This is a genomic window from Psychrobacter aquimaris (assembly GCF_016107525.1).
Classification (GTDB): Bacteria; Pseudomonadota; Gammaproteobacteria; order Pseudomonadales; family Moraxellaceae; genus Psychrobacter; species Psychrobacter aquimaris.
In genome coordinates this window covers 97,479-115,281 of record NZ_JABASR010000004.1, presented here as the reverse complement: position 1 = coordinate 115,281, position 17,803 = coordinate 97,479, and the positions used below count along the sequence as shown (strand labels likewise).

At 43.0% G+C, this 17,803-nt stretch carries 15 protein-coding genes; 8 read left to right on the top strand and 7 right to left on the bottom strand.

Translation table 11 applies throughout. The annotated features are described in order from the left end of the window. The first annotated feature begins 6 nt into the window (after nucleotides 1-6). The 5 genes from JFC10_RS05030 to JFC10_RS05010 all read left to right on the top strand — a co-directional run bounded on the left by JFC10_RS05030 (nucleotide 7) and on the right by JFC10_RS05010 (nucleotide 6,497). The gene (locus JFC10_RS05030) at nucleotides 7-1,908 is read left to right on the top strand and encodes an AmpG family muropeptide MFS transporter (RefSeq protein ID WP_198331946.1); all 1,902 of its coding nucleotides are present in this window, start codon (nucleotides 7-9) and stop codon (nucleotides 1,906-1,908) included. A gap of 52 nt (nucleotides 1,909-1,960) precedes the next feature. Next, nucleotides 1,961-2,851 (top strand): peptide chain release factor N(5)-glutamine methyltransferase, encoded by an 891-nt coding sequence (prmC, locus tag JFC10_RS05025; protein WP_198331945.1) that lies wholly within the window; start codon nucleotides 1,961-1,963, stop codon nucleotides 2,849-2,851. A gap of 62 nt (nucleotides 2,852-2,913) precedes the next feature. Next, a complete protein-coding gene (locus JFC10_RS05020; protein WP_198331944.1) occupies nucleotides 2,914-3,711 on the top strand; it encodes a HesA/MoeB/ThiF family protein in 798 nt (265 codons plus the stop codon). A gap of 89 nt (nucleotides 3,712-3,800) precedes the next feature. Next, nucleotides 3,801-5,153 carry an ABC1 kinase family protein gene (locus JFC10_RS05015; protein ID WP_198331943.1) on the top strand — a complete coding sequence of 451 codons (1,353 nt, stop codon included), beginning with the start codon at nucleotides 3,801-3,803 and terminating at the stop codon, nucleotides 5,151-5,153. Nucleotides 5,154-5,246: 93 nt separating this feature from the next. Further along, nucleotides 5,247-6,497 (top strand): YbfB/YjiJ family MFS transporter, encoded by a 1,251-nt coding sequence (locus JFC10_RS05010; RefSeq protein ID WP_198331942.1) that lies wholly within the window; start codon nucleotides 5,247-5,249, stop codon nucleotides 6,495-6,497. On the opposite strand, the gene JFC10_RS05005 is transcribed toward JFC10_RS05010, so the two are convergent. After that, entirely contained in the window at nucleotides 6,494-6,982 is a 489-nt protein-coding gene (locus JFC10_RS05005) for an Lrp/AsnC family transcriptional regulator (RefSeq protein WP_193012246.1), read from the bottom strand. The two genes, JFC10_RS05010 and JFC10_RS05005, sit on opposite strands and share 4 nt — an antisense overlap. Before the next feature lie 218 nt (nucleotides 6,983-7,200). Between JFC10_RS05005 and leuA the strand changes: the two genes are divergently transcribed. Then, nucleotides 7,201-8,985, top strand: coding sequence for a 2-isopropylmalate synthase (gene leuA, locus JFC10_RS05000; RefSeq protein WP_198331941.1), 1,785 nt, complete (start codon nucleotides 7,201-7,203; stop codon nucleotides 8,983-8,985). Nucleotides 8,986-9,244: 259 nt separating this feature from the next. Then, entirely contained in the window at nucleotides 9,245-9,865 is a 621-nt protein-coding gene (locus JFC10_RS04995) for a hypothetical protein (protein WP_198331940.1), read from the top strand. A 111-nt stretch (nucleotides 9,866-9,976) separates the two neighbouring features. Here JFC10_RS04995 and accC read toward each other — a convergent pair whose 3' ends face one another. From accC to JFC10_RS04970, 5 genes are all read right to left on the bottom strand, one after another. Next, nucleotides 9,977-11,338, bottom strand: coding sequence for an acetyl-CoA carboxylase biotin carboxylase subunit (accC, locus tag JFC10_RS04990; RefSeq protein ID WP_198331939.1), 1,362 nt, complete (start codon nucleotides 11,336-11,338; stop codon nucleotides 9,977-9,979). Nucleotides 11,339-11,492: 154 nt separating this feature from the next. After that, entirely contained in the window at nucleotides 11,493-11,921 is a 429-nt protein-coding gene (gene accB, locus JFC10_RS04985; RefSeq protein WP_198331938.1) for an acetyl-CoA carboxylase biotin carboxyl carrier protein, read from the bottom strand. A gap of 250 nt (nucleotides 11,922-12,171) precedes the next feature. Beyond that, nucleotides 12,172-13,539: an MATE family efflux transporter gene (locus tag JFC10_RS04980; protein WP_198332048.1), complete on the bottom strand. Its 1,368-nt coding sequence runs from the start codon at nucleotides 13,537-13,539 to the stop codon at nucleotides 12,172-12,174. Between the two features lie 641 nt (nucleotides 13,540-14,180). After that, nucleotides 14,181-15,221 (bottom strand): hypothetical protein, encoded by a 1,041-nt coding sequence (locus JFC10_RS04975; RefSeq protein WP_198331937.1) that lies wholly within the window; start codon nucleotides 15,219-15,221, stop codon nucleotides 14,181-14,183. 145 nt (nucleotides 15,222-15,366) lie between these two features. Beyond that, nucleotides 15,367-15,864 carry an EVE domain-containing protein gene (locus JFC10_RS04970; RefSeq protein ID WP_198331936.1) on the bottom strand — a complete coding sequence of 166 codons (498 nt, stop codon included), beginning with the start codon at nucleotides 15,862-15,864 and terminating at the stop codon, nucleotides 15,367-15,369. 246 nt (nucleotides 15,865-16,110) lie between these two features. Between JFC10_RS04970 and hemW the strand changes: the two genes are divergently transcribed. Beyond that, a complete protein-coding gene (gene hemW / locus JFC10_RS04965; RefSeq protein WP_198331935.1) occupies nucleotides 16,111-17,409 on the top strand; it encodes a radical SAM family heme chaperone HemW in 1,299 nt (432 codons plus the stop codon). 115 nt (nucleotides 17,410-17,524) lie between these two features. Here hemW and JFC10_RS04960 read toward each other — a convergent pair whose 3' ends face one another. Next, nucleotides 17,525-17,665 carry an entericidin A/B family lipoprotein gene (locus tag JFC10_RS04960; protein ID WP_193012238.1) on the bottom strand — a complete coding sequence of 47 codons (141 nt, stop codon included), beginning with the start codon at nucleotides 17,663-17,665 and terminating at the stop codon, nucleotides 17,525-17,527. Nucleotides 17,666-17,803 lie beyond the last annotated feature (138 nt).

Below are 17,803 nucleotides of genomic sequence, written 5' to 3'. Positions count from 1 at the left end.
GTTATTATGTCTGCTGTCAAATCTGTGCCGCCCAATCAACCAATTGCCAAAAAATCATGGGGAGAGGCTGCAAAGGCCTATTTAGACCCTCGTGTCATTATCATGTTGTTTTTGGGCTTTTCAGCGGGTATTCCTATACTGCTTATCTTTTCAAGCTTGTCATTATGGCTCAGAGAGGCAGGCATTGATCGTAGCGTTGTGACCATGTTCAGTTGGGCAGCGTTGGGTTATTCATTTAAATTTATTTGGGCACCATTAATCGATGCGCTTCCTGTGCCATTTTTGACCAAATGGCTGGGTCGTCGACGCAGTTGGATGGTGGTATCACAGCTGCTTATCATATTGGCTATTTTTTCGATGGCAAATGTTAATCCAGTTAGTGAAGATGTTTTAGTCTACATGGCAGGTGCTGCAGTGCTGCTTGGCTTTTCTTCTGCCACCCAAGATATCGTTATTGATGCCTACCGCATCGAGCTTGCACCGCCATCGATGCAATCTATTTTATCCTCTATTTATGTATCAGGTTATCGCATCGGCATGATCGTCGCGGGGGCAGGTGCTTTATATTTGGCAGATTTTTTTGGCTCGAATGAGACTTTTTATAGTTATGAGGCATGGCGAAATACTTACTACATCATGGCAGGTGTCATGACTTTAGGGGTATTAACGACGTTTGCTAGCTATGAGCCAACGGCCGAAACGTTGCAAAGTAAAAAGCAGAAAGGCAACCTTAAGGTATTTCTTATTTATTCTGCTTTATTACTCATACCAGGTTTACTTTTTGGCGTTATCTATCTGATCAATATTTTAATTAATACAGTATTTGATAGCACATTGGCATTTATACCTTTAATGGTAATGCCAGCGATTAAGTTTTACTTTTTGGCATTGGTCGCTTGTGCCCCTTTGCTGCTGTTGTATTTCATCATTAATCAACCAAAAATTATTAATAAAGCCCCATTGGTTGCTGAGACTCGCGAAGATTATGTGAGATTGGTGTCGCTATTTGTATTTTCTGTGATCGCTTTTATCGCCGCTTATATATTGATGGGACAAGTACTGCCAGAGTTTGAAGGTGCGTTTTCCAGCTTCTTTGTTGAAACATTGCATCTGCTGATAAGCTTGGGTGTAGCGATGGCGGCAGGTTATGCATTGGTACAAGTTGGGTTGGTGAAAAAAGAAGTAGCCATGGCAACTTGGGTCGAGCCGATCTTGGACTTTTTTAGACGCTATGGCAAAAAGGCGTTATTACTATTGGCGCTCATCGGGCTATACCGTATCTCAGATATCGTAGCAGGCGTTATTTCCAACGTCTTCTATCAGGACATGGGCTTTAGTAAAACTGACATTGCCAATGCGGTAAAGTTGGTTGGTGTGATCATGGCAATTGCGGGTGGGTTTTTAGGAGGGCTACTGGCACAGCGTTTCCGCATTATGCATGCCATGATGATTGGCGCTATTCTCGCTTGTGCGACCAACTTACTATTTGTGGTATTGACGTATAATCCAGGCAGTCTGCCAATCATGTATATGGCAGTGATATTTGATAACTTGGCGGCTGGTCTTGCTAGTGCTGTCTTTATTGCTTTTTTATCAGCGCTGACTTCTATCCGCTTTACGGCAGTACAGTACGCTATTTTCTCTTCACTAATGACGCTCATTCCTAAAGTCATGGGTGGATATTCTGGTGCTATCGTCGACAATATGGGCTACCCATTTTTCTTTATCTTTACCTTTGCCATTGGTATTCCAATTTTGGCGTTGATTTACTTTGTTGATAAACATATCGTCATCGGCGATAACGATGATATTTATGACGATGACAATAATAATGGAAGCAGTGATAAGTTAGTCAAGGTAAATCCAAACCTAACTGATACCAAAGAACCACCACGTGCGTCAGAGTAGGCTAAACAGTATTTTTATTTTCATTGATTCATAATATTTTTAAGAGTTACTTATGACAGCATCGACCATTCGTCAAATGAAGCAGGACATTCAGCAGTTGACAAATGAGGCTGCAAACAGCAATTTGCCGCCATTTTGGCTCACCGATTGGCTATTATATGTCATCGATAAGCCTGCGATATCCTTAATGACGGATGAAGATTATCAATTAACGGACAGCGAAATTGAGCAATTCAATGCAGGTGTGGCCAAGATGCGGCAGGGTACGCCTTTGGCATACTTGACGGGACAGCAAGAATTTTGGTCGCTTACTTTTAAAGTAAATGAGCATACTTTAATTCCACGATCTGATACTGAGATACTGATTGAGCAAGTGTTAACTTGGATAAATGCTCAGCCAAACAGCGTCCGCCCAAAACGGTTACTTGATTTAGGGACAGGTTCAGGCTGTATCGCGATTAGCCTTGCACATGAGTTAAATACAAAGCGTTCAAACAGTAAGATAGAAAGCTGGCAAGTCGTCGCAGTGGATATGTCGCCAGAAGCGCTTAAGGTTGCTCAGCACAATGCAGCTATCAATGATGTTGCTGGTATTGAGTTTATACAAAGCAGTTGGTATGACGAGCTGCCTAGTCATGACAAGTTATTATTTGATGTGATTGTGTCCAATCCTCCTTATATCGATGAAGCAGACGAGCATTTGGCACGCCTTGTCGCCGAACCTATTAGTGCCTTAAGTGCGCCCAATCATGGGCTTGCCGATATAGAGACTATCGTAGGACAGGCACCGAAATATTTGCGGGTCGGTGGACTTCTAGCGATTGAACATGGCTTTGATCAAGGTGATGCCGTTCGCAAGTTGTTTGTAGACAGTAACTTTGAGTCAGTACACACAGTACAAGATTATGGTGGTAATGATCGTGTCACGCTTGGTCGCATTTAATGGTATAAGGTTTTAGTGGTCATAAGTTCTATAGTAGTTCGATTTTTAATCATAGGTTGTGAATGAGTATGGTAGAAGAGATGGTGCAGTTATCGGATGATGAGCTGCTACGTTATGCGCGGCAGATATTGCTCGATGGCTGGGATATTGACGCTCAACTACGCTTAAAATCAGCTCGTGTGGTCATGATAGGCGCAGGTGGGCTTGGTTGTCCTGCTTCTGAGACGCTGGTGCGTGCAGGACTCGGGAAAATTCATCTGATAGATGATGATGTTATTGAAGCCAGCAACTTACAGCGCCAAACACTGTTTTTACCTGAAGATATCGGTAAGTCTAAGGCGTTAACAGCGGCGCGAATGTTAGAGCGTATTAACCCTTTAATTACTGCTCGCGGTACAGTGTCAAGATTAAGTGAAGACAATGCTTATGAATTGCTTGATATGGCGACAGGCAGGCCTGACTTACTTTTAGATTGCACCGATAATTTTGCGACGCGTGACATTATAAATCGTATTAGCGTACGCTATCAGCTTCCATTGTTATCCGCTTCAGCGATTGCGATGCAAGGGCAGCTAGCATTGTTTGAGCCACATTTGAATACCGGTTGTTATCATTGCGTATTTGGCTCAGTGACGGTTGATGCAGAGGCTGATGAGCGTACCTGTGCTAACTCAGGTGTGCTTGCCAGTACCACTGCTATCATGGGAAATTTGCAAGCGAATGCCGCACTGCAGTATCTGGGATTAACCAAAAATCCACTGACAAATAAGCTATTAATATGGGATGGTAGCCAAATGCAGCAAAGGCTCATGGGCTATCGCCAAGATGCCGAGTGTCCTGTTTGTAGCAGTCCCAATTGAATAATGTGCCTTTAGTGCATCTTTAGCTTATAGCCAAAGCATCATTATCTATTTTCAAACATCCTTCTTATGGCCATAGTTGTTTTTTTATGAAAATTCATCGTCCGCATTTATTAAAGCATACTTTTAATGTTGTTAACCGTGTTCGCCAAACAGCGAGTGTGGCAGGTCTGTCTGCGCTGAGAGTGGCAAAAGGTGAGAAACCTGACGCCACATTACTAAAAGAAACGTTTGAGCAGTTGGGCACGACTTATATCAAGATTGGTCAGTTTATTGCCAGTACGCCGTCGCTGTTTCCACGTGATTATGTCAAGGCATTCCAGAGCTGTTTGGATCAGACCACGCCATTGTCTTACGCTTATATCGAGCAGGTGCTAAAAGAAGAGTTGGCTGCTGATGGCATGACGCTCGATGATAAGTTCGCCCATATAGACTCAAAGCCGCTAGCATCAGCCTCTATTGCTCAAGTTCATGCGGCACGTTTGCATAATGGTGATGAAGTTGTATTAAAGGTACAAAAGCCTGGCGTCGAAACCATTATGCAAACTGATTTGGGCGTATTACACGGAGTAACCAAGCTACTTGAGATCCTTATGCCGTCGATGAAGTTTGCGAGTATTGCGCCGATTATTGATGAGATTCGCCTGCGCATGCTGGCCGAGACTGATTTTATCGCTGAGGCACAAAATATCCGTGATTTTCAGCAGTTTTTAGCCGTATCAGGTAATACTCGGGTAGTGGCACCAAAAGTATATGAAGATTTGACCACCAAGCGAGTACTGACGATGAGCCGTCTATATGGCGTTTCTATGGTTGATGAGTCGCTTATGCGTCAGTATTGTAATGATCCAGCACAAGTAATGGCGGATACCTTGAATACGTGGTTTGCCAGTCTGATGCTATGCAATAGTTTCCATGCTGACTTACATGCGGGCAATTTGATGCTATTGACTGATGGTCGTATCGGCTTTTTAGATTTTGGTATTGTCGGTAAACTGAAAGCTGAAAGCTGGCGCGCATGCATGGGTATGATGCAAGCCATGCAGGACAGTGATTATCAAGCAATGGCGCGTCATATGATTGATATGGAAATGACCCATGGCAGTAATAAGGTCGATGTGGCGGCATTGGGTGATGATTTGCAGCGTATGATGAAAACCATCATGGCAGAGGACAAAGCTTTTACCAGCGGTGTCCCCTTTAACAGCAAAGAGCAAGCGGATGAGCTGAATCAAATGATGCTTGAGATTGTCGAAGTTGGCAAGCGTCATGGTATTCATTTCCCACGTGACTTTGCTTTATTGACCAAACAGATGCTGTATTTTGACCGCTTTATGCGTACGCTTGCGCCTGACATGGATATGTTTAGTGATCAACGCGTACAAATGCTAGGACACACAGAGACAGATGTGACCATGCCGCCAACAGCAAACGTATCGTAGCTTTCGCTTATATGTTTGATTATTAATCCGCGGATGTTCTTGAATGCTTTAACACAAAGGATTGTGTGCTAATTGCCGCAAAATGGCTCTGTCATGATGACTGCTCTCAAAAGCCGTGCTTTTCCTAATATTAACAATGAAACGGCCATTGCTTTTATAGGTCTCTACTGCATGGCAGTGGTCATGGGCTATGGGCGTTTTTTGTTTACTGCTACCTTGCCCGATATTATGATGCAACTGTCGATTTCGACGACGATTGCAGGCTGGCTCGCCTCTATTAATTACATCGGTTATTTTATCGGTGCCCTTATCGCCATGTTTGTCCCTCAGCGCTCGACATGGCAGGCGCTGACACTATGGGCAATTATAAGTGTCGTCACAACGATGCTACTTGTCATACCTAATATGTCGTTAACTCTATGGTATAGCATTCGCTTAATCGCAGGTATTGCAAGCGGTGTAGCGATGATTTTAAGTTCATCGTTTGTTATCCAAAGCTTAAGTCCTGAACGCCGTTCTGTACTGTCAGCAGTGCACTATGCAGGCATCGGTGTTGGCATCAGTGCTTCTGCCATACTGACGTGGTGTTTGTTAATATTAGGCTATCATTTTGATATTATTTGGCTGGTAGCAGGGCTTAGTAGTCTGCCACTCTTGTGGTTACTTTGGGCAATAAAGCCAGCAAGTCCTAAGTCATCTGAATCGCATGTTATGCATCAGCACCTATCAATGCATCAAACCTACGTTAATTTTAAACGCGCTTTGTATGAGGCCATTGCTGGTCATCGTAAGGCTATTGCTTTGCTGTCAGCGAGTTATGTACTGGCAGGATTTGGTTATATTACCTCTGCGACCTTTTTGCCAGTCATGGCCTCACAGCGGCTCACGACGCAGACGTATGCTGGATTGCTCATTTGGCTAGTCGTTGGTGTGTTTGCGATGTTATCAAATCCACTGTGGGGCGCACTTGCCAAACGAATTGGTGAAATAAAAACATTAATAGGCTTAACGATATTACAAGCATTCGGCATGTGCTTGCCCATATGGTTCGACGGCGCTATTGGTTTGTATGGTAATGCTGCTATTTTAGGGCTGACATTCGTAGGTATGGTGTCGATGACGCTCACTTTGATTAAAAACATCAATCCTGCTTACTCAAATTTGTTGATAGGACTGGCAACGTTGGCTTACGCATTGGGTCAGTTCTTGGGACCATTGGTGACGGTAGCATTGGCAGGGCAGGACGACAACTTCAATGCAGGGTTACTCGTTGCCGCCGCTGGATTGATTGTTGGACTGGTGCTGTTACTATTGTTTCGTCGACAGCCAGCGACTACCTTTTAAACCACACTGCGGCTAAATACTTCTCGCAACTCAAAACTGGTATGCACTTGGGCGACACCTTCGATACGATTGAGCCTGTGTAATAAAAACTCCTCATAATGTGCCATATCGCGTACCCTTACTTTTATAAGGTAGTCTTCTGTACGACCAGTGACAATGCTACAGCTAATGACTTCATCAAAGCTTTGAATCTTAAGCTCAAACTGCTCAAAGCGCTCAGCCGTATGGCGATCCATGCTAATCGCGATAAAGACGGCGAGTGGGTAGCCAAGTTTTTGCGCATCTGTCTTGGTATGATAACCCGTGATAATACCAGCATCTTCTAAGCGTTTAATACGGCGTGCACAAGGCGTGGCTGAAAGGTTGACGTGTTCGGCAAGCTCGGTGATACTCATACGTGCTTGAGTTTGCAATACGCGTAATAGCTGTCGGTCGGTCGCATCAATATCGGCTAAAAGTGGGTTATCTAGATGACTGTTTGGCATGAGCTTTTGCTTTATTAGTGAATTCATCTAATTATACTAACTAAATTGTATTTTTTCACTAAAATAGCGCCATATATTATAGAAGAAAGCTGATTTCTATTGCATAAACTCTGATATTATTATGGTATAAACATTGGTTATCTCGTATGATAAACATTGATCTGATCACCAGCCGTCCAGCTAAAAACATAAATTCCCATATCATCTAAGGATTGATTATGTCTGACCAAGCCAAACGCACTGTAGCCTCAACAGCTGCAAAGATTACACCCAAAAATGCCGCTTTTGATTATAAAAAATATCGTCCATTTGCTTTTGCGCCATCGCTGTCAGATCGTACTTGGCCAAGCAAAACGATTGAAAAATCACCAATCTGGGCAAGTGTGGATCTGCGTGATGGCAACCAAGCACTGATTGATCCAATGACTATCGAACAAAAAATGCGTTTTTTTAAGACCTTGGTTGAGGTTGGTTTTAAAGAGATTGAAATCGGCTTTCCATCAGCGGCGCAGGTTGAGTTTGATTTTGCTCGCAAGCTTATCGAAGAAAATCATGTCCCAGACGATGTAACTTTGCAGGTATTAGTGCAGGCTCGTGAGCATTTGATAGCTCGTACGTTTGAGTCATTGAAAGGCGCGAAGCGTGCCATCGTCCATGTTTATAACTCAACCAGCCGTGTACAACGTGAAAAAGTCTACGGTAAAGACAAAGCCGAGATTAAGGAAATAGCCATCACTGGTGCCAAGCTATTACAGCAGTATGCGGCTCAGTATCCTGAGACGGAATGGGTGTTCCAATATTCACCAGAGAGCTTTAGTCAAACAGAAACCGAATATGCCGTAGAAGTCTGTGACGCGGTCTGTGAAGTATGGCAGCCACAAAATGGGCAGGAAGTTATTTTAAACTTGCCAGCAACCGTTGAAGCGTCTATGCCCAATGTTTTTGCTGATCAAGTGGAATATTTCTGCCGTCATCTTCCCCAGCGAGAGCATGTCATCGTCAGCTTGCACACTCATAATGACCGTGGCTGTGCGGTGGCAGCAGCAGAGCTTGGGGTATTGGCGGGTGCCGATCGTATCGAAGGTACGCTATTGGGTAACGGTGAGCGTACGGGCAATATGGATATCATGGTCATGGCCATGAACTTGTTTAGTCAAGGTATCGATCCAGAGCTTGATTTTAGTAATATGAGCGAAATCGTACAAGTGGTCAGCGAATGTAACAATTTGCCCTTACATCCGCGTCATCCATACGTCGGCGAATTGGTCTTTACGGCCTTTAGCGGCTCACACCAAGATGCCATCAAAAAATCTCTCGATTATAACGAGAAGCATCAGGATGAAACAGATAACGTTTGGGATGTGGCTTACTTGCCAATTGATCCTGCACATATTGGTCGTAGCTATCAAGATGTGGTACGTATCAATAGCCAGTCTGGGAAAGGTGGTGTCGCCTACATCTTGCAGCGTAATTATGGCTTTAATTTGCCACGTTGGATGCAGATTGACTTTAGCGGCGTGGTACAAAAGCAAGCTGAATCAGCTGCTCGTGAATTGCAGAATGATGAAATCTTACAAACATTTGAAGACACGTATTTACAGCAAGGCAGTTTTGAGCTATTAGACTATAGCGTAAACAACAAAGGTGGTGAAGTCTACTTTAATGGTCAAGTACAAATGAATGGGGACGTTATTAATATTGATGGCACTGGCAATGGCCCATTATCATCATTTATCGACGGACTTGCCCAGCACACTGGCAAATCGATACATGTCATTAACTACGCTGAGCATGCGATTAATCCGCAGCACAATAGCGGTGATGGCATCGATGATGATACCAATAATGACAACAAAACCAATGCTAACGCTGCTGCTTACATTCAGTTGAATGTTGATGGGGAGGTTTATTCTGGTATTGGTACTTGTAGCAGTACTGTATCAGCGATGCTCAAAGGCGCATTATCAGCGTTTGCTCAAGCAGTTAGCACTGCCGCTGCTTAATATTTTTATGGTCGTTTTCATAACTTTTACCTATAACGCTGTCGCTTCTTGTCTTTAGCAAGTAAAGCGATGGCGTTATTTTTTGCATGAAAAAAGACAGCATAAATGCAGAAATTGAGACTTTATGACTATCGCCTATTTCAAAGTTGGTTAAAGCATCGCGACTAATAGCATAATGTTACTTGTGTTTTTGATGTCTAAGACTTACGCTAATGTACATAACGCATACTATTATATTATTATAAACAAAAGGTTAATTATGGAACCTATCTCACTTGCTTCATTTTCATTGGCCGCTATTCTGGCGTCATTGCCAGTGAATGGCGAAGTGGTCACTAAACCGACTATTACCACTCATATCAGCCCAGCTATCGCGGGACAATGGGAGATAGACTTAGACAGTAGTATCACGATGACCAAAGAAGCCAAAGCCAGACAAGCTATATCAAAAGACTTGCAACAGACAAAAAGTGACGAGCCTAAAGTGACTGCTGGCAAAGAAGGCGGTATCCTTGAGCAGAGTGAAAAGCGCGTCCTTAATATTAAGCCAAATACTAACAACCAGTTAAGGGCCTCTGCTAAAAAAGCGAACCAGTGCCGCGAGCTATATAATTTTGCGGCTGATAATGAGATGTGGGCAGTGAGCGGCAAAGAATGGACATACGGCCGTTATTTAATCACGCACCGTGAAGAAGGGCTGCCCATTATTGCGCTGAAAACGGTGTATGACAATAATGAAGTAGATTGTTCAGGCAACCAGATTGATCAAACTGATGAAGCGTTGATTGCGTTTTTAAACCATGATGGCAACCAAATGCAGTGGTGTGCTGACCCTGATGGTAATGAATGCTTTATGAATTTTAATAGAGTGTTGCCATAGCACTTTATCGTTAATCATAAGACTTAAGACCGTTTTTTTCTACAATAGAAACATAAAAAAACCGCTATCAATGATCGATAGCGGTTTTTTTATTCTCAACAATAAAGTAGGTTATACATCCGCCTTCGTTTTATTGCCAGTCAGAAGCTCTCTTTCAAGGTAATGAATATTTTGTGCTTCATTGATGAAATTGTCATCTGCCAAAATTACATCACGATGTAGTGGGATATTGGTTTTAATACCCTCAATCACCAATTCATCGAGTGCATGTAGCGTCTTAGAGACGGCTTGCTGCCGCGTTTGACCATGGCAGATCAGCTTGCCAATTAATGAGTCATAATAGCTTGGAATCTCGTAGCCCGGGTAGAGGTGCGAGTCAAAGCGTACACCAGCGCCACTGGGTGCAAACAGCTGAGTGACTGTACCAGGACAAGGCATAAAGGTGGCTGGATCTTCAGCATTGATACGACATTCAATCGCATGACCTTGAATCTCAATCTCACTTTGACGATAAGACAAACCGTAACCGGCTGCGATTTTTAGCTGCTCGACGACCACGTCGATGCCAGTAATCATCTCAGTCACTGGATGCTCAACTTGCACACGAGTATTCATCTCAATAAAAAAGTATTCATTATTTTCAAATAAAAACTCAAAAGTACCCGCACCGCGATATTTCACCAACTCACATGCTTTAACGCAAGCATCTAAGATAGGCTGACGCACATCGTCAGGAATATCAGGCGCAGGGGCTTCTTCTAATACTTTTTGGTGACGACGTTGCAATGAACAGTCTCGATCGTATAAGTGAATGGCATTACCGTTACCATCGCCAAGCACTTGTATCTCTACGTGGCGCGGATTTTGTAGGTAACGTTCCATATACACGGTATCATCGCCAAACCACAGCTCAGCTTCTTGCTTAGCAGCCTGTACTTGACCGATGACTTCTTCGAAGCGTTCAACCACACGCATACCGCGACCGCCGCCACCAGAAGCGGCTTTGATCAATAAAGGAAAGCCGATATTGCGTGCTTGTTCTTCAGCATTATGCAATGTCACCGCGCCTACTGAGCCAGGGACGGTGGGTACGCCAGCCTTTTTCATCGCATTAATAGCAGAGACTTTATTGCCCATTAAACGAATATGATCAGCATTAGGACCAACGAAAGTGAGACCTGCTTCTTCGACGCGTTCAGCGAATTCAGCATTTTCAGCCAAAAAACCATAACCCGGATGAATAGCATCGGCACCAGTGATTTCAGCTGCGGTTAAAATAGTATTGATATCAAGATAACTTTGATTGGCATTGGGTTTGCCAATACAGATTGCCTCATCAACAAAGCGCAGGTGCATCAAGTTTGCATCAGCTGTGGAGTAGACACCGACGGTCTCTATACCAAGGGCCTTGCAGGCTCGAACGATACGTAGGGCAATCTCACCTCTATTGGCGATGAGCAGTTTTTTTATCATGGGGTCATCCTTGTCGAAGCGTCGGTCATTGATAGAGTCGTTATTTTAGGCACTATTAAATTGAGCTACAATAAAGATAAAATAACTCAAGCAAAAATGCCAAATGATAACGAAATCTCTATCATAATGAGGTAAAGGTTGGTAAATATTGTCGTTAAGCTTTATAGCGTATGACGGGTTGACCAAACTGTACCACTTCGGAATTATCGACTAAGATTTCGTCAACGACACCACTTTGGGTTGCCTCAAGAGGATTCATGATTTTCATGGCTTCAATGATGCCCAAGGTGTCACCAGCCTGTACCTTTTGTCCGACCTTGACGAATGGCGGATCATTAGGGCTAGGGGCTGAGTAGTAAACACCAACCATCGGTGATGTCTCAACGCTACCCGCTTTTACCGCTGGCTTTGCTTCAGCAGCGATAGGGGCAGCGCCCGCAGCAGGTGCAGCCATCATAGTCGGTACGGGCGCATCATAGTGACGAGTTAAGCTGATATGTTCATCATCTGAGCTGATTTCTAAATTAACCAGTTCACTTTCTTCCATAAGGGCGATTAGGGTGCGTATTTTTTCAATATCCATAGTTTTAATTTTGCCTTCTACTAATTTCAAGAAATAGTGTAACTAAATATTGTGTAGGTAATTGCTAATGATACCTATATTCATGGCAATGAGCAATCGATGTACAGTTGTTAACTGAGTTTTTTTACATATTATGACGTAAGCATTTCTTACGAGTAAGAAATGCTCAATGATTTATCATAGTCTATGTGACCATGTAGTGCTAGTCATGGTTAGTAGATATTGCATTTACATCAGTATATCTGATGCATTAACCCCACATCGCCGTTAGACGCTTTTGTTGATAGCGCAGGCGTAGGGTGAGTAGAATAGACGATAAGAATAAACCCGTGATTAATGCCATCCAAAAGCCTTGTGCGCCCACATCGGTGAAGCGCACCAAATAAACACCAAGTGGCAATGCCACCAGCCAGTAACAAAACAACGTGACCCACATTGGTATCGTGGTGTCTTGCATGCCGCGCAATATACCAGCGACGTTGACTTGCCAGCCATCGAACAGTTGATAACCAAGTGCAAAAATAAGTAAATGCATAGATTGCGTGATAACGGCTGGGTTATCAGAGAATGCGGCTGCTAATTGCGGCCTAAATAGCCAAATACCAAGCATACACGTGAGTGCAATCAATACTGTCCAGATAAGACCAGTGGCTTGCACTTGACGTAACGCCATCAGGTTTTTTTCGCCAAAACGATTGGATACCATAATTGTCAGTGCCATAGCGACCGATATCGGAATCATGAACAGCTGGGAGGTCACCGCTAATGCCACTTGATGCGATGCGGTTGCTAGCTCACCTAATGGACTGATAACAAGAGCACCCAAGCTGAACAAACTGGCTTCAAAAAAGATAGAGATACCAATCGGAATACCAAGTTTAAGGAGTTTCTTGATCTGTGTACGATTAGGACTGGCAAACGCATAAAAAAAGCGCGTGCTGGCAAACTGCTGTCGCTTAGTGAAGCTGGTATAAGCTGCCAGCAATAAAACGTTTATCCATAACACTATTGCCGTTGCGACCCCGCAGCCTGCACCGCCCATTTCAGGCATGCCAAACAGACCATGGATAAAAATATAGTTAAGTGGAATATCAGCAAGTAGCCCGATAATACTGATAACGGTCACCGGCTCAGGTCGCCCAAGTGCTTCGCAATAACTGCGTAGCACCGCATAGACAGCCAATGCAGGAAAACCAAAAGACACGCCATGTAAATACTGCGTTGCTATCGGTTGGATGTTTTCAGGCACACCCATGACCCCAAGTACATTGGGGGCTAAATTAACAATAATAAAGCCCATAATACCAATCACACCGGCGGTCCATAAAGATTGCTGCGTGATATGCGGTACTTGATGGTGATTATTTTGACCGATAGCCTCACCAATAAGAGGGGTAGTGGCGATTAAAATACCAGTGGCTAATAAAAACAGGGGCAGCCAAATACCAGAGCCAACGGCTACGGCAGCCAAATCAAGCGCGGAGACTTGACCGGCCATGATAGCATCGACCACACCAAGTGCGGCTTGGCAAAACTGAGTAATTAAAATAGGAAGCGCGAGCACGCCTAAGCGTAAGCTGTAGCTTTTAAAATCTCTAAAAGATAATGGGAAAACCATAGTGAGCAACTTTTTATTCTTTGCGGTAATTATTACTGATGAGCAAATACTGCCATCAGTAAGTTAATAGCGAGACAGTCATACCATGACCAAAAATTTGAGCAGAAAGGTAAACGAGTGCAAGTAAGACATTCATGAGACTTAGGGCATCTTATCAATTCAATCGATGGCCATCTAAATGAGCTGAAAATGGCTAAATTTTATCAAACATTGCCAAACAGCTGGATACTAACCCCATGCTATTTACGCTATTTTTTGGGTTTGATGACAATTTATTCCACTGGTATCACTATTTTTAAAATGAGGATACGCCCTAAGCAAGTTTTACCAAGCTAATTCTGTTTTTTGGCTGGATATCAAAAGGGGATTCGTGCCGACGATAATACTCCGATAAATAATATGAGCAAGCCCATATAGGCAGAGTATGAAAAAAAATGTAGGCACAAAATAAAAATAACCCGTCAATCCACTGTTTGGATTGACGGGTTATAAATAAATATGATGGTAAAGAAGCCAAGCTATGATGTCAACGCTTTAAAAGCGTTATATGGCTCTTAAGAACTGACTGTGAAAGATGATCGATTCAATAGAGTATGGAATTGACGATAACCATTCTAACTTATAGGTATACCAGCACGCATTTATAACGATTCAGGCAAATCTTGCACCACTGCTTGATAGCCAATCAAGGTGTTATTCGCATCAAAGGCTTGTACGACAATAGCGTAATTGGTGGCGTTAGCTGGAATGACAGGGGCAAATTGCGTTTCAAGATTACTCAATATCACGTTCTGCACATAGCCGTTAGCACCAGACTCGGCTTTATTGACATCAATTTGGCTGACCAGTAGATGCTTGGTATTGGCAGGATTTTGCCAAGTGACGGTCTTTTGACTGCCATTACCGATGACATCAAGAGTCATTTTTCCCAGACTATAATCAAGTGGGTAAGTCTTAAAGTTAGAGCGATCGCTGATGGTGTAAGTGACGTTGCAATTTTTTTCGCTACTTGTTAATTTTTTACCGCCGATGCCATCCTGATACTCAAAGCTACCTTTCCAAGGTGATCCTGCTTCTTTTTCCTCAAAGCTCCCCGCAAAGGTAGTTAATAAGTTTGGTGTTTCTATGCCCAAATCATTGACATACTTAATGTCTAAGAACGCTAACGTATCGAGACTGCCTGTTATTTTACCCGCGATATAGTTGTCAACCTTAATGGCTGAGTTGATACCCAGAGTATTGTTTTCTTGACAGGCTTGCTGCTGATAACTAACGCTACCATCGACGCTGCCAGCGCCATCTTTACTGATGTCAAAGTAAACGGCACCGATATCGATATCGTTGTTGTCACCATCGTCAATCTCAATGAAGTGTCCGACATATAAACCGCCGCGACCACCTTCTGGGGTTATTTTGTCCAAGAAATTATCGAGTGATTCTTCTGGTAAAAATACCGACTCCAGAATCTCAGCCATGGATTTTTCATCATCGCTCAGCTTATCTTCGACTTCTTTATACTTTTCTTTGACCTTGTCTTCCACACGATCATATTCATCTTTTACCTGATCTTCTACTCGGTCATATTCCTCTTTGACCTTGTCCCCGTCACTGCCACAGGCGCTAAGGGTCAGACTGAACATGCTGATGGCTAATACAGATAATAGTAGTTTGGGTGCGCTCATAAGCGAGTCCTGATAATGGGGGTGAAGGTGTGATAAAGAAAATCGATAAATGAATTTTTGAAGACAAATCGCAAATATAGCAAATTTTTTGCAGGCAGCGCATCAATAAGTGTTCGTTGATAACACTAAAAACCTTACGCAATCGTTACGATTTAACCGCTGGTTGCGCAGATAGCAGATTAAGTGTTTCTGCCATATCCATAATGGCGTACCAGTGTTTGGCGTTTAGTGGAATAACGGTAAGTTGTTCACAGCCTTTTCTCATTAATAATGAATCTTCAAGTGCGGGTAAAAATTTAAGTGCTGATAGTGGTAGAATATCAATAAAGGCTTGCTCAAAAGTGACATCTACCATATACCAGCGTGGCTCATCTTCGGTGGCAATAGGATCGTAATGACGATGCTCAGGATGGAACTGGCAAGGGTCAGGGTAGCCTGCTTTACTTACCGTCATGATACCAGCGACGCCAGATGGTTTGGCGCTAGAGTGATAAAAAAATACCTTGTCGCCGACCTGCATCTCATCACGCATAAAGTTACGAGCGCGGTAATTGCGTACGCCATCCCAATTGTCTGTCTCTAGGCGTTGCAAATCATCAATACCAAAAAACTTGGGGTTGGATTTCATTAACCAATAAGCCATATCTCTATCCTATTTATCATTATTAGCCATTCATTATTTGCAATGTCATTTTATGCCATCATTCTTCACTATTTTGCCTATAAAAGGACACGGTTAACATGAATATTTGTGATTGGTTTTGTTATTGATCTGCTTTTCTTTAAGATAGCCTTTTTTTTAATCACATTAGCCGTTATCCTAGCGCTACTTTCTGCTAGTGACAGCAGTTATCTCTTTATGTAACTCTTTTTATAGATACCTTCGTTTATGTCAAATATTAAACCTGCTCATTTTTCTGATAATCTCAGCGCTTTTAATAATACTGCGAGTGGGATACAGGTAAGCGCCATTCCACTGGCTCTTTATATTCATATACCGTGGTGTGTCAAAAAATGCCCTTATTGTGATTTTAATTCGCATGAGCTGCCGATGGATACGCAGCTATCTATGTATGACGAATATGTGGATGCGCTGTTGTCAGATGCCGCCATGCAGCAGCCGTTAACCCAAGCGCGAGAAATCAGTTCGATTTTTATCGGTGGTGGTACACCTTCACTGCTACCGATTGCGCAATACCAGCGATTGTTTACTGGCTTACGTAACATTTTTAAGTTTGCTGATGGCATTGAAGTGACCATGGAGGCCAATCCAGGCACGCTTGAGCATGCGCCTTTTGCCCAATATTTAGAGGTGGGTATCAATCGTTTGTCGATTGGTGTACAAAGCTTTGCTGCTGATAAGCTCAAAACCCTTGGCCGCATACATGACCCTGCACAAGCATTGTCGGCGATTCATGCGGCTCGCACAGCTGGGTTTGAGCGAGTCAATGTCGATTTGATGCATGGGCTGCCGCAGCAAACGATGAATGAGGCGCTGGACGATATCCAGATGGCGCATGATGCTGGGGCGACGCATATCTCATGGTATCAATTAACGATTGAGCCCAATACGGTGTTTTACCGCAGCCAGCCGATTTTACCAGATGAAGATAACTTGGCAGATATTGAGCAGGCAGGTCAAGCGTTATTACAGCAATTGGGCTACCGCAATTACGAAGTGTCCGCGTGGGCAGGCGCTTCAGATAAAGCATGCCGTCACAATGTTAATTACTGGCAATTTGGTGATTACCTAGCGATTGGTGCAGGTGCACATGGTAAAGTAACGATTGCTGATGAAGCATCAGCATTAACAGAGAATGGGTTAAAGCATGACTTGCTAGTAGATTCTGGTATTTATCGTTTTAGTAAATCACGATTGCCTAAAGATTATGTGGATTATCAAGATATCACTGACTATTTTATTAGACAAAAAGCACCAAAAATGGTGGGTTGGCAGGAAATTGACAGTGATGAATTGGTCAGTGAGTTTATGCTTAATGCGCTACGTCTACATGACGGCGTCGCTTGGTCGATGTTTACTGCAAGGACAGGGCTGAGTTATGATGATATTGCTGTACAAGTGGCGCAATTGATTGCTCAGGGACTGCTAGTAGACAATACAGAGCGCCTACAGCCAACATTGTTAGGTCAACGTTATCTCAATCAGATATTGCGAGCCTTCTTATAATTGGAGATGTTCAGCGTGTCTTTAATATCAGTTTTAATATCAAAAAAATACCGTTATAAAAAAAGGCTTATCACATAGATGATAAGCCTTTTAAATACGCTAAAAAAATCAATACTTAGATTTTATTTTGCACGTCTTGTGCGCCGCCAGTAACAGCTTGGCCAGCGCTTGATACGTCTTGACCCAAACCTTTAAAAGTGTTGCAACCAGTTAGAACAAACATAGCAGTTAAAGATGCGATGATTACTTTTTTCATAATAGAATCCTCAAAATAGGTCGTTATAAATAATAACAGTGATGCTAAGCATCACTGAGGGGTTATTGGATAAGATAACAATTGATAAATACTATCTCGATATCCGTTAGAGACATCATAGTGAAAGTTAAAAACCGT